Source organism: Georgenia sp. SYP-B2076, assembly GCF_003991205.1.
GTDB lineage: Bacteria > Actinomycetota > Actinomycetes > Actinomycetales > Actinomycetaceae > Georgenia.
Map to the genome: position 1 here is coordinate 82,968 of NZ_RXOZ01000022.1, position 12,861 is coordinate 95,828.

10 protein-coding genes are annotated in these 12,861 nt (G+C 73.5%); 2 read left to right on the plus strand and 8 right to left on the minus strand.

The features are described 5' to 3' along the window. The first annotated feature begins 49 nt into the window (after positions 1 to 49). Both EJK16_RS09725 and EJK16_RS20520 read left to right on the plus strand, forming a co-directional pair. Complete coding sequence (locus EJK16_RS09725; RefSeq protein WP_127128755.1) at positions 50 to 742, plus strand: response regulator transcription factor; 693 nt, start codon at positions 50 to 52, stop codon at positions 740 to 742. Beyond that, on the plus strand, positions 742 to 3,324 hold the full coding sequence (locus EJK16_RS20520; RefSeq protein ID WP_127128757.1) for a DUF4153 domain-containing protein: 2,583 nt from the start codon (positions 742 to 744) through the stop codon (positions 3,322 to 3,324). The genes EJK16_RS09725 and EJK16_RS20520 overlap by 1 nt, the downstream gene beginning before the upstream one ends. 15 nt (positions 3,325 to 3,339) lie before the next feature. Here EJK16_RS20520 and EJK16_RS09735 read toward each other — a convergent pair whose 3' ends face one another. From EJK16_RS09735 to EJK16_RS09770, 8 genes are all read right to left on the minus strand, one after another. Continuing rightward, positions 3,340 to 5,031 (minus strand): FAD-dependent oxidoreductase, encoded by a 1,692-nt coding sequence (locus EJK16_RS09735; RefSeq protein ID WP_205739693.1) that lies wholly within the window; start codon positions 5,029 to 5,031, stop codon positions 3,340 to 3,342. A gap of 92 nt (positions 5,032 to 5,123) precedes the next feature. Continuing rightward, positions 5,124 to 6,605: a SulP family inorganic anion transporter gene (locus tag EJK16_RS09740; RefSeq protein WP_127128759.1), complete on the minus strand. Its 1,482-nt coding sequence runs from the start codon at positions 6,603 to 6,605 to the stop codon at positions 5,124 to 5,126. A 202-nt stretch (positions 6,606 to 6,807) separates the two neighbouring features. Beyond that, positions 6,808 to 8,037, minus strand: coding sequence for an amidohydrolase family protein (locus tag EJK16_RS09745; RefSeq protein WP_127128761.1), 1,230 nt, complete (start codon positions 8,035 to 8,037; stop codon positions 6,808 to 6,810). A 67-nt stretch (positions 8,038 to 8,104) separates the two neighbouring features. Continuing rightward, on the minus strand, positions 8,105 to 8,830 hold the full coding sequence (locus tag EJK16_RS09750; RefSeq protein ID WP_127128763.1) for an alpha/beta fold hydrolase: 726 nt from the start codon (positions 8,828 to 8,830) through the stop codon (positions 8,105 to 8,107). 16 nt (positions 8,831 to 8,846) lie between these two features. After that, positions 8,847 to 9,434: a flavin reductase family protein gene (locus tag EJK16_RS09755; protein ID WP_370276003.1), complete on the minus strand. Its 588-nt coding sequence runs from the start codon at positions 9,432 to 9,434 to the stop codon at positions 8,847 to 8,849. 28 nt (positions 9,435 to 9,462) lie between these two features. Then, entirely contained in the window at positions 9,463 to 10,671 is a 1,209-nt protein-coding gene (locus EJK16_RS09760) for an acyl-CoA dehydrogenase family protein (protein WP_127128765.1), read from the minus strand. 151 nt (positions 10,672 to 10,822) lie between these two features. After that, a complete protein-coding gene (locus tag EJK16_RS09765) occupies positions 10,823 to 11,806 on the minus strand; it encodes a helix-turn-helix domain-containing protein (RefSeq protein ID WP_127128767.1) in 984 nt (327 codons plus the stop codon). Then, on the minus strand, positions 11,791 to 12,816 hold the full coding sequence (locus tag EJK16_RS09770) for an alpha/beta fold hydrolase (RefSeq protein WP_127128769.1): 1,026 nt from the start codon (positions 12,814 to 12,816) through the stop codon (positions 11,791 to 11,793). Before EJK16_RS09770 ends, EJK16_RS09765 begins: the two co-directional genes overlap by 16 nt. Positions 12,817 to 12,861 lie beyond the last annotated feature (45 nt).

Sequence of the window (12,861 nt, forward strand, 5' to 3'; positions counted from 1 at the left end):
CACATCCTGCCGACCAGCTGCGCACGGCGCCGCTCCTAGGCTCAGCCACATGGAAGAGCGAGCCGACACCCCCACGCTGCTCGTCGTCGAGGACGACCCGACGATCAACCAGGCCCTCACCGACCGGCTGCTCGCGGAGGGCTTCGGCGTCGTCCGCGCCCACGACGGCCCCGGGGCGGTCGCGGCCTTCGAGCGCCACCGGCCCGAGCTCGTGCTCCTCGACGTCATGCTGCCGGGCTTCGACGGGCTGGAGGTGTGCCGCCGCATCCAGGCCATCCGGCCGGTGCCCGTGATCATGCTGACCGCCCGGGTCGAGGAGACCGACGTGCTGGTCGGGCTCGGCGTCGGCGCCGACGACTACGTCACGAAGCCGTTCCGGATGCGGGAGGTCGTGGCCCGTGTCCGCGCCCTGCTCCGGCGCGTCGAGCGGGACCGCGACCTGGCCGCCGCCGGGCCGGTGCTGGTCGAGCTCGGGGACCTTGCCGTCGACGTCACGGCCCGCCGCGTGTGGGTCGCGGGCGAGGAGGTGCACCTGGCGCCCCTGGAGTTCGACCTCCTCACGACGCTGACCGCCGACCCCGGGGCCGTGCGCACCCGCGAGGAGCTGATGCGCGAGGTGTGGGGCTGGGCGGACGCCCGCGGCTCGCGCACCCTCGACACGCACGTCCGGGCCCTGCGCGCGAAGATCGGGCCCGCACGGGTCCGCACCGTCCACGGCGTCGGCTACGCGGTGGAACGCTGATGGCCGCGCCCACGCCCGACCGGCCGCTGGACCGGGTCGGCTCGATCAAGGTCAAGATCGGCCTGCTCGTCGGTCTGAGCGTCGTCGCCGCCGCACTGGTCGCGGAGATCGGGAACCGCGCCGGCGTGCCGGTGTGGCTCACGCTCCCCGTCACCGTGGCGGCCGCCCTGGCCGTCACCCAGTGGCTCGCCCGCGGCATGACCTCCCCGCTGCGCGAGATGACCGCGGCGGCCGCCCGCATGGCCACCGGCGACCACTCCCGGCGGGTCACCGCCACCTCGGCCGACGAGGTCGGGCAGCTCGCCCGCGCCTTCAACACCATGGCCGTCGACCTCGCCACCGCCGACCAGCAGCGACGCCAGCTCGTCGCCGCCGTCTCCCACGAGCTGCGCACCCCCCTCGCCGCCCAGCGCGCGCTGCTGGAGAACCTCGCCGACGGCGTCGTCCGTCCCGACGACACGGCCATCGAGAGCGCCCTCGCCCAGTCCGAGCGCCTCAGCGACCTCGTCAGCGACCTGCTGGGCATCGCGCAGGTCGACGGCGGCGCCGTCCCGCTGCACCTCGCGCCCGTCGACGTCGCCCACCTGCTGGACCAGGCCGTCGCCGAGGCGCGGCTCGGGACCCGTGGCGTGCGGTACGAGATCATCAGCCCCGCGGGCCTCACCGTGTCCGCCGACGCCGGCCGGCTCGCCCAGGTCGTCGCCAACCTGCTCGACAACGCGGCGCGGCACTCCCCCTCGGGCGGCACCGTCACCGTCAGCGCGGCTGGCGAGGGCCCCGACCGGTGGTCGCTCACCGTCACCGACGAGGGACCGGGTATCCCTGCCGGCCGGGAGCAGCACGTCTTCACCCGGTTCGGCACCGCCGACGACGGCGGCGGCGGGACGGGCCTCGGCCTGTCCATCGCGAGCTGGGCCGTCGAGATGCACGGCGGGTGGATCGCCGCCCTGCCGCCGGCGCCCGGCACCACCGGTGCCCGGATCCGCGCCGTGCTGCCCCGGCACCCCGCGCCCGCCCGGCACGCCGTGCGGGGCGCCCCGCCCACCCGAGCCACGCCCGCCCCGGCCACGGCGGCCGGACCGAACGACAAGGAGCCCCCGATGTCCGCCACCGCCCCCGCCGCGCCCCCGGCGCCGGCCGCCCCGTCGGTCGCCGACGGCCTGCTCCGTGACGTCTGGCCGGAGTCCGGACCACGGACGGCGCCGGCCGCCCTGTTCGGCTCCCTCGCCGTCGGCGTGGTGGCCTCCGTGCTCCTGCCGTACCGCAACATCGGACTGGGCGCCCTGGTGGTGCTCGTCCTCGCCGGCGCCCTCGTCCTGCGGATGTCCCCCCGGCGCGCACGGCCCTGGGTGCTCCTCTCCGCGGGCCTGTGCCTGGCGCTGGGCTCGTTCGCGGTGCTGCGGGCCGCGGAGTGGCTCACGCTCCTGGCGCTGGTGGTGGTCGGGCTGCTGGTGACGACCGCGCTGACCGACGCGCGGCGGCTGGTGGCGATCCTCGCCGGGGCGGCCTCCTGGGTCCTGTCGGCCCTGCGGGGCCTGCCGCTCCTGGGCAGGACGCTCACCGCCCTGACCCGCCACACGCTGCTGTGGCCCGTGCTGCGCACCGCGGCCGTCTCCGCGGCGGGGCTCGTCGTCTTCGGCGGCCTGTTCGCCTCCGGCGACGCCGTCTTCGGGTCCTGGGTCTCCCACCTGGTCCCGGACCTCGCCTGGGACAGCCTGATCCTCCGGTCGTTCGTCCTCGTGGCCGTCGGCGGCTCCGTGCTGGCCGCGTGCTACCTGGCGCTGAACCCGCCGCGGGTCGAGGCCCTCGCCGTGCCGGGTGCCCGCCCCGTGACGCGGGCGTGGGAGTGGCTCGTGCCCGTGGGCCTGGTCATCGCGGTCTTCGCGGGCTTCGTCGTGGCCCAGACGTCCGCCATGTGGGGCGGCCACGACTACCTGCGCCGGGTGACGGGCCTGAGCTACGCCGACTACGTCCACGAGGGCTTCGGCCAGCTCACCGTGGCCACCGCGCTCACCCTGGCCACCGTCGCCCTCACGGTGCGGAAGGCGCCCCGGGGCACCGCCCGCGAGCGCCTGCTGCTCCGCGTCGTCCTCGGGCTGCTGTGCGTCCTGACGCTCGTCGTCGTCGCCTCCGCCCTGTTCCGCATGGCGGTCTACCAGCAGGCGTTCGGCTTCACGGTGCTGCGGGTCCTCGTCGACTCCTTCGAGCTCTGGCTCGGCCTGATCGTCGTCCTCGTCATGATCGCCGGCCTCCGGGGGTCCGGCTGGTGGCTCCCCCGCGCGGCGCTCCTCTCCGGGGCCGCCTTCCTGCTCGTCATCGGGCTGAGCAACCCGGAGGCGTGGGTGGCCGGCCAGAACATCGACCGCTACCACGAGACGGGGAAGATCGACACGGCGTACCTCGCCACGCTCGGCGCCGACGCGACGCCGACCATCGCCCGACGGCTCCCGGAGGAGCTGGCGCGGTGCGCGGTCGGCGGCCCGGCGCGGGGCGACGACGTCTGGTCCTGGAACCTCGGGCGCTCGCGTGCCGCGGAGGCCTGGCCCGGCCCCGCCGGGTTGCCTGGCGACTGCCCCCGTTGACCGGCGCCGCCGCGCTCAGGCGGGCGCGGCGAGCAGGCGGTGGACGAGCCGGATCGCGATCGCGCCCTCCCCGACGGCGGACGCCACGCGCTTCGCGGACCCGTGCCGGACGTCCCCCGCCGCGAAGATTCCCCGGACGCTGGTCTCCAGCGCCATCGGGGGGCGGCCGGGCCCGTCGGCACCGATGTCCGGCCCCGTCATGACGAAGCCATCGGGGTCTCGCTCGATGGTCTCGGGCAGCCACGCAGTGTGGGGGCGGGCCCCGATCATGAGGAAGAGGTCGTGCGCGCCGACCGTCTCCTCCCGGCCGCCCGCACGCTCGCGCAGGACCAGATGGTCGAGCCAGCCGTCGCCGCCGCCGTCGACCACCTCGGTGCCGGTCCGGACCTCGACGTTGGGGGTCGCCTCGACCTCACGGACCAGGTAGTGCGACATGCCGGCGTCGAGCGTCGCGGCGCGCACCACGAGGGTGACCCGCCTGGCGTAGCGGGCCAGGTGCAGGGCCGCCTGCCCCGCGGAGTTCGCGCCGCCGACGACGTAGACCTCCTCGCCGGCGACGAGCGGCGCCTCCTCGGCCGCGGCTCCGTAGAAGACGCCGGCCCCCTGCAGCGCCTCCAGAGGCGCGACGCCGAGGCGGCGGTAGCTGGCGCCCATCGCCAGTACGGCGGCGCGCCCCGCCACGACGCCGCCTGTGTTCAGGCCGAGGACCGTCATGCCGGGCTCGCGGCGGAGGGTGGTGACCTCGTGCATGAAGGCGAAGCGTGCCCCGAAGAGCCACGCCTGCTCGTAGGCGCGGCGGGCCAGCTCCGCGCCGCTCACGCCCCGGGGGAAGCCGAGGTAGTTGCGGATCGACGAGCTGTACGTGGCCTGCCCGCCGATGCTGCCCGAGTCGATGATCAGGGTCCGCAGCCCCTCCGAGGCGCCGTAGACCGCGGCGGACAGGCCGGCGGGTCCGCAGCCGACGATCACCAGGTCGTACTGGTTGCTCTCGCCGACGACCACCGTCCCCGCCGTCCGCGCGATGTCCGCGTCACTGGGATCCTCGAGGACGCGCCCGTCGGGCAGCACGACGACGGGCAGCCTCGCCCTTGCGCCCACTCCGCCGAGGACGGCGCGCCCCTCCTGGGAGTCGGCGAGGAAGAACCGGTGCGGCATCGCGCAGCGCTCCAGCACCGCTCGCAGCTCGTAGGCCCGGCCCGACCAGGTCTCCCCGATCACGTCGGTCGTGTAGGGGGCGCTGTTGAGGGCCTCGGCCCAGGCGAGCAGGAAGCTCGAGATCGCCTGGTGGAACTGCTCGTCCGGCGGCGCGGCGGGCCGCACGACGTGGTGGTCCATGTGGCCGGCGGTGATCGCCTCGAGGATCGCCGCGCCGGTTGCCGGGTGCCCGAGCCGGCCCCACCCGATGAGCAGCACGCGCTGCGCGTGGGGGAAGAGGCGGCGCACCTCCGCCAGGAGGCGCGTGCCGGGCTCGCCCGAGAGCGTCTCGCCGGCGAGGACCAGGGCGACCGGCTCGCCGGCGGCGGCGAGCTCCTCCAGGGTGGCGAGCGCCTCGCCCGCCGAGCGCAGGCAGCGGACGCGGTAGTCAGGGACGTACCGGCCCCGCAGCTCCCGCTCGACGTCTCGCAGCAGGTCGGGGTCGTCGTCGACCGCGACGAGGAGGGGGCGGCTCATGCCGGCGGGCCGGGCCGTCGGGCGGGTGTTGCCCACACGGGCTCGATCGTACGAGCGCGCCTCCTGCGGCGCCAGGCCCGGTGGCCGGGGGAACGCGGTGGCAGGGGCTGGGGTCGTCGCGCTACCGGTCAGCTGCCGAGGTGGCCGGCGAGCCGCCCGTGACGCTCGGCGCTGGCCTCGTCGAGACCGACGATGGTGACGGTCTTGCCCTTGGCGGCGTACCTGGTGGTGATGGCGTCGAGGGTGGCCACGGTGGAGGCGTCCCAGATGCGGGAGGCGGACAGGTCGATGACGACGTTGTCGGGGTCACCGGCGTAGTCGAACCGGTGGACGAGGTCGTTGCTGGAGGCCCAGAGCAGCTCGCCGGCGACGGCGTAGACGCGGGTGTCCTCGTCGGGGTGCGCGACGTCGACGACCCGGGTGAGGTGGGCCGCGCGGCGCACGAACATCACCGCGGCGACGAGCACACCGACGATGACCCCGTAGGCGAGGTTGTGGGTCGCGACGGTGACGGCGACGGTCGCGAGCATGACCAGCGTCTCGGACCGGGGCATGCGGCGCAGGGTGGCCAGCCGGATGGAGTGCCAGTCGAACGTGCCGACCGAGACCATGACCATCACCGCGACCAGTGCGGCCATCGGGATGGTGGCCACGACGTCGCCCAGGCCCACGACGAGGACGAGCAGGAACATTCCCGCCAGGAACGTCGAGATGCGGGTGCGGGCACCGGAGGTCTTGACGTTGATCATGGTCTGCCCGATCATCGCGCAGCCGCCCATGCCGCCGAGGATGCCGGTGACGATGTTGGCCGCCCCCTGGCCCCAGGCCTCTCGCGACTTGCTCGAGCGGGTGTCGGTGACGTCGTCGACGAGCTTGGCCGTCATGAGGGACTCCAACAGGCCGACCAGGGCCATGGCGACGGCGTAGGGGCCGATGATCTGCAGCGTCTCGAGGGTCAGCGGCACGTGCGGGAGGAACAGCGACGGCAGGGACTCGGGCAGGTCGCCCTGGTCGCCCACGGTCGGGACGTCGAGCGCGAACGCCACGGTGATCACCGTCAGGACGACGATCCCGACCAGCGGCGCGGGCACCGCCGTCGTGACCCTGGGCAGGAGGACGATGGTCGCGATCCCGGCGGCGACCATCGCGTAGACCACCCAGGACACGCCGGTCAGGTGCGGCAGCTGGGCGAGGAGGATCAGGATCGCCAGGGCGTTGACGAAGCCGACCATGACGCTGCGCGGGATGAACCGCATCAGCCTGGCCACCCCGAGGACGCCGAGGAGCACCTGGATGAGGCCGGCGAGCAGGACCGTGGCGATGAGGTAGTCCATCCCGTGCTCGCGGACCACCGGGGCGATGACGAGGGCGACCGCGCCGGTGGCCGCGGAGATCATGGCCGGGCGGCCGCCGAGGAAGGCGATGGAGACGGCCATCGTGAAGGAGGCGAACAGCCCGACCCGCGGGTCGACGCCCGCGATGATCGAGAACGAGATCGCCTCGGGGATCAGGGCCAGCGCCACCACCAGGCCGCCGAGGACCTCGATGCGCAACCGCCTCGGTGAGCGCAGGGCCCCCATGACCGACAGGTCCTCACGCTCCCCGGGCATGCGTCGAGGGCGCAGGACAGCATGTGGTGAGGTCACGGGAACTCCCAGTGGCAGCGGGCGAGCACGGATGGTCAGGGCGGCGCGCCATCACACCAGGGGCGCCGCCGCGACCGGGGGCAGCCCGGTGGGGTGACGTCGAGGCAGACTCTAACGCAGCGCGGGAGCGGACGGCTGTAAGGTTCGCGGCACCGCAGCCGGCCCGTCAGCCGCCCGGGCCGCCGCCCGGCCGGCGGTATACGGCGCCGTCGCGCATGACGAAGTCGACGCGCGCGGTGGCCGTGATGTCGTCGAGCGGGTTCCCCGGCATGGCGACGATGTCCGCGCGGGCACCGGGTCGCAGGACGCCGAGGTCCGCCCGGCCGAGCATCTCGGCGGCGACCGAGGTGGCCGCCCGCAGCGCCCGGAGCTCGCTCAGGCCGGCGGCGACCATCGCCTGGAACTCGCGGATGCCGTGGCCGAAGGGGAACATGCCGCAGTCGGTGCCGAAGGCGATCTTGACGTCGCTGGCCGCGATGAGCCGCTGGGCCTCCAGGATCGCCTCGTGGTCGCGGCGGAACTTCCAGACGGCCTGCCCCGGCAGCGTGCCGGCGCGCAGCGCGGCGAGATCCTCCTGGGTCATCTGCATGGTGGGCACGATGTACACCCCGGCGCGCGCGGCCATCTCGATGCCCTCCTCGCCGATCAGGTAGGCGTGCTCGAGGCTGCGGGCACCGGCGCGGATCGCCTGCCTGCACGCCTGGGCGCCGCCGGTGTGCACGGCGACGGGCATCCCCAGCAACCGCGCGGCGCCGCACAGGGCGTCCATCTCGTCGTCGAACCAGGTGCCCCGGGCGGGGTCGTCGCCGGCGCTGAAGTAGCCGCCGGCGTTGGCGGTCTTGATCCAGTCGGCGCCGTACGCGTGCTCGCGCCGGACCAGCCGCCGGACCTGCGCGGCGCCGTCGGCGACGGCGGAGACCGGCAGGTCCCAGCGCGGGGCGTAGAAGCCGCCCAGGTCGCCGTGGCCGGCCGAGGCGCTGAGGACGTGACCGGCGACCACCAGCCTCGGCCCCTCGACCAGCCCCGCCGCCAACGCATCGCGCAGGTCGACGGTGGGGAACTCCGGGTCCATGCTGCCGAGGTCGCGCAGCGTCGTGAAGCCGTACCGCAGGTAGTCGCGCGCGAGGGCGAGGCCCGTCAGGGCCTTGGTCGCCGAGGACGCGAGCGTCTGCCGGGCGAGGTCGGCCGCGTCCATCGTCAGGTGCACGTGGGTGTCGATGAACCCCGGGCTGACGGTGCGCTCGGTCAGGTCGATGACCTCCGCCCCGTCGGGACGGCCCACCGACTGCCCGACCTCGGTGATCACGCCGTCACGCACCGCGATCTCCGCCCGGCCGCCCAGCTCGCCCGAGACGCCGTCGAACACCGCGCCGCACACCAGGACTGAGGTGCTCACCGGACCACTGTGCTCCCCGGCACGCGCGGCGGCCAGCGCGCCGACGCCCCGGGCCCGGCGGTCGTGCTCATGGGCCGGCGAGCTCCTCCAGGGCGTCGACCAGCTCGTCGGGGCACGAGTAGAACGGCGAGTGGTCCGCGGCCAGCTCGATGACGGTCGTGGCGCCCCCCTCGGTGGCCATCCGCCGTTGCAGCGCCGGCGGGATCGCCCGGTCCAGGGCGCTCAGCACGTAGTCGCGGCGCACCGGCACGCCGCCGTCGGGAAGCTCGACCGGGGTGAGGAACGGGGCCAGCGCCTGCGTGCCGATCAGGGGCAGCGCCTGCGCGACCAGGCCGGCCGGGCACTCGCCCATGAAGATCGCGCGTGCGTCCGCTGCCGACAGCGAGGCGACCGGGGGCTCACCGGCGACGACCATGGAGCGCTGGACGCCGTCGTCGGCCCCCTCGGGCAGCTCCGTCATGGCGACGAGGCTCTGACCGTGACCGGGCAGGAACGCCGCGACATAGATCAGCGACGAGACCAGCTCGGGGTACCGGGCGGCCACCTGGGTGATGACGACGCCGCCCATGCTGTGCCCCACGAGGGTCACCGGCTGCGGGAGGGCCGCCAACGCCTGCCGGACTCGTTCGACGTACGCGTCGAGGGTGACCTCCTCCGCCGGCGAGTCGTCGGCGCCCGAGCCGGGGAGGTCGACGGCCTCGGCCCGGTGCCCCCTGGCACGCAGCGCCGCCTGGGTGGACTCCCAGCTCCAGGCGCCGTAGAAGGCGCCGTGGATCAACAGGTACGTGGCCACATGGCCTCCTTCGTGGTCAGTCGATCCTCGACACGTGGCTCAGCGCGTGCCAGGTGCGGTTGTGGTAGACGAGGGGTGGCTGGTCGTCGACGTCCTCCGGGATGGAGGCGTGGGTCTGCAGGGCCTGGACGGCCATGACGACGGAGCTTCCCGCCGCCATCTGGTTGACGATGCGGCCACGCAGCCACGTCGCGGCACGGGGAAGGTAGGGCTCGCCCGTCGGCAGCCGGTACCAGACGCTGGGGTCGGCGAAACGGTCGATCCCGCTGGTCGCGAAGGTCTTGGCGAGGTCGATCTGGTCGGCGCCGAGGAGGTGCACCACCACCGTGTCGGCCCGGCGCAGCGCGGGCGTCGCGGACGATCCCGCGGCCAGCGAGAACACCAGGAGCGGCGGCTCCGCCGAGACCGAGATGACGGAGGTGGCGGTCAGCCCCACCGGCCCGTCGCCGGGGTCGGCCGTGATGACGGCGACCCCGGCCGGGTAGTTGCGGAACACCCTCTTGAAGTCGGCGGCCGTGACGGGGCCCAGGAAGGCCTGGCGCGCGTGCCGCGTCTCGACGATCTCCCCGGCCTCGTCGAGCTCGACCGCCCTGGTCATGGTCATCGTTCTCTCCTCCTGCAGTTCCCCGGCGCTACGCCTGGTCGTCGGTCTCGACGAGGCTGAAGAACTGCCAGGACGGGTTCTTCGCGAGCCCGGCCAGCGCCTTCCCGGTCTGCTGGAGGACGACGGGACCGGAGGTCATGTGCTGGGTGCCTGCGTGCAGGTCGCGGAAGTAGCGCTGGAGGTCCCCCGTCCGGAGCGCTGCGGTCCCCGCCCACTTGTAGACGGTGACGCCCACGGCGTGCACGGACCAGGTGGCGTTGTTGAGCGCGAGCCGGGTCAGCGTCTCCTCCTCGGTGCCCAGCGTGCGGCCCTCCGCGAGGGCGGCCTCGTTCGCCTCCCACACCGACATGACGAACGCCCGTGCCGATCGCAGCTTCGCCTCCGCCTCGGCGAACTCGGCGTAGAACTGGTCGGTGTCCACGGACGCCCCGGGGGTCCCGCTCTTCTTCCGTGCCAGGACCGCCATCTCGTCGAGGAGGCGCCGGCCGACGCCGAGGGCCCAGCCTGCGTGGTTCATGCCGGCCATGTTGGCCAGTCCCACGTGGTAGAGGGCGCCGCCGTGCGAGGCCTCCTTGGTGCCAATGTCGTAGACGTAGGCATCCGGCACGAAGGCGTCCTCGATGATGTAGTCGTGGCTGCCGGTCGCCCGCAGGCCCATGACGTTCCAGTTGTCGACGACCGTAGTGAGGTTCTTGGGGATCGTGAAGATCTTCGCCTCCCCGGTCGCTTCGACCAGGGCCGCGGTGTGGATGTACTGGGCGTGGGGAACACCGGAGGCGAACTGCCACGACCCGCTCAGGAGGTAGCCCCCGTCGACCTTGTGCGCACGGCCGTTGCCGGGCCGTGTCCCCTGGCCCGCCATGAGGGCGTAGCCCCCGTCGGCGTACAGGTCGTTCGTCGCCTCGTCGCTCAGGTAGGCGGCGGTGGTGCCGGACTCCATCTGCAGCGCCATCACGGACCATCCCGTCGAGGCGTCGGCGTAGGCCAGCTTCTCGATGACCGCGATCACCTGGCGGGGAGAGAACTCGTACCCGCCGAGCGAGACCGGGATCCCGATGCGGAACACCCCGGACTCGTGGAGCGCGGCGACCACGTCGTCGCTGAGGCGCTTGGCGTCCTCGTTGGCCGCGCCGTTCGCCTTGAGAACGGGCTCGATGGCGTCGAGACGCTCCATCAGGGCGTCGAACTCGTCGCTGACGTGAAGCGTGGCCGTGCTCTCGATCAGATCCTGGGTCATTTTCCCATCCTTGCTCATCGACGATTCTGGCGATTCCCTAGAAGGGTGGCGCATCGAATGGCCCAGGGGAACCGCGGTGCGGCGGTTTGGCTCATGTGGGCAAAGGCCGTGACGCCGGGAGTCAATTGACCTGACGATGTCCCAGGTCGGGTCAGCCGGCGGCGCGCGCCTGGGAAGGCGTGCACCCGAAATGGTCCTTGAAGACGCGCGAGAAATGAGCCTGCGAGGCGAATGTCCAGCGCGCGCTGATGTCGGCGATCCGCTCGCCCGGACCGGCGACGACCTCGGCGTGGGCACGCTCGAGGCGCTGCGCGAGGATGTACCTGGCGAGGGTGGTGCCGTCGCTCGCGAACACCCGGTTGAGATGACGGTCGCTGACGCCGACGGCACGGGCGACCGTCGTGGCCGAGAGGTTCCGGTCCCGGAGGTGGCGGTGGATGTAGTCCTTGGCCGCCAACAGATACGCGGCGGTGTGGTCCGCTCCGGGCCCCCCGGTGACGAGCTGCAGCAGCTCCAGCGCGGAAAGCTCGATCTCCTGTGCCGTCCCCGACGACGGTTCACGGATGGCGCCCTGGACCAGGCGGGCCAGGGAGCCGGCGCGCTGGGCCTGCGGCCCCACGCCGCGGTGGACGAAGACGGTGGGCTTCGCGGGCCCCTCCATGCCGGTGGCCTCGAGAAAGGTCGCGCGGGGAATCTCGAGGATGACCTCCCGCATGGCGCGCGGAAATCCGAAGAGGAACGGCTTGTCGGCGTCATACATGATGGCTTCGCCACCATGAAGCATCTCGGTCCCGCCGCCGTGGTAAAAGAATGCCTCGCCCTCGAGCATGAACGAGATGAAGATCGCGTCCTCGGGCAGCCTCCTGGTATTGCGCGGCGACCGGTCGATGACGTGGGCGTTTCCCGAGATCTCGGTCAGGTGCACATTCACGAGCGACACCGACGTCATCGTCGCGACCAGCCCCTCCTCGGCGTGCGTGGCGGGCCTGATGCCGATGAGGTTCTCGTGGTTGTGCTCCTCCCACGTGGCGAGCCGTTCGGCCGGGGGGACGTAGAGGGTGGAGAACCTCGTGGCGTCGGGCGGCGGCGGGTCGCTCGAGCGCGCCGACCCCCGCACGGCTACCGCCCCTGCCACTGCCCCTCGATCCACCTCACGACCGGCACGACCGTGTCGTCCGAGTTGGCCTCGAAGATCAGGCCGTGGCCGTTCCCGTCGATGCCGAGGTCAGGCAGGTGGATCCACCTGGCGTCGGCGCCGCCGGCGTTGAGGTAGTCGACGACGTCCTGCGCGAAGGTCGCGAACACCGAGGCGCCGCCGGTGAACAGCCCGACCGGGAGCCCGTCCAGGTTCGGGAGGCGTCGCTCGGACGGCGCAAGTCCCCGGAGCTCCTCCGGGGCCCGCGCCGGCGGGTCGTAGGTGATCGGCGCGGCGGTCAGGCCCCACGACAGCGTCCCCATGCCGGGGAACTCCGCGAAGGGCGGCCCCATCGGCTCGACGGCGGCGATCCCCTGGACGAGGTCGGGGCGGGCGTCGGCGACGAGCCAGCCCACCGGTCCGCCGGCGGAGTGGGTCACGAGGACGGCGGGTCCGGTCCGGTCGAGCAGGCGGGCGATCCGGTCGGCGTCGAGCCGTTCCGAGAGTCCGAGGTCGGCGGGCAGCGGGCCCATCGCGGCGAGGAGCTGGTCGAGCTCGGGCGTGCCGGGCTCGCGCCCGTACGGCCACTGGGTCTGCTCGGCGGCGGCGTCGTCGGGAAGGAAGAGCCCCCGCGCGGCCTCGTAGGGGAACGGGGGGCCCATCTCGCCGATCGCGACCGGGTGGAACGGCGACCGGCCGTGCCCGGGGCGGTCGACCACGTATACGGCGAAGCCGGCGGCGACGAAGTGCGCCGCCCAGCCCGGCCGTCCGTCGACCGTGGTGAGCCAGTCGGTGCCCTGTCCCCCGCCGCCGTGGACCAGCACCAGCGGGTACGGCTGGGTGACGTGCTCGGGCGCCTCCCACTGCACGTAGGCGGGCCCGGACTGGAGGGTGCCCTGCCCCGTCGGCACGACGTCACCCGGGATCCAGAAGGCCCCGCGGCGGGACGTGACGAGATCGGCGGGCGCCTCGTGGGGCGGGGCGAGGCGCTCTGCGGTGCGTTCGGACATCAACAGCTCCTTTGCTGCGCGTTTCGTGATGGCGCTCAGGATGGC

Bases quoted from the DNA above. Each gene is read 5' to 3' on its own strand.
- EJK16_RS09725 (WP_127128755.1), top strand. From the start codon at position 50: ATGGAAGAGCGAGCCGACACCCCCACGCTGCTCGTCGTCGAGGACGAC.
- EJK16_RS20520 (WP_127128757.1), top strand. From the start codon at position 742: ATGGCCGCGCCCACGCCCGACCGGCCGCTGGACCGGGTCGGCTCGATC.
- EJK16_RS09740 (WP_127128759.1), bottom strand. From the start codon at position 6,605: ATGCCCGGGGAGCGTGAGGACCTGTCGGTCATGGGGGCCCTGCGCTCA.
- EJK16_RS09755 (WP_370276003.1), bottom strand. From the start codon at position 9,434: ATGACCATGACCAGGGCGGTCGAGCTCGACGAGGCCGGGGAGATCGTC.
- EJK16_RS09760 (WP_127128765.1), bottom strand. From the start codon at position 10,671: ATGACCCAGGATCTGATCGAGAGCACGGCCACGCTTCACGTCAGCGAC.
- EJK16_RS09770 (WP_127128769.1), bottom strand. From the start codon at position 12,816: ATGTCCGAACGCACCGCAGAGCGCCTCGCCCCGCCCCACGAGGCGCCC.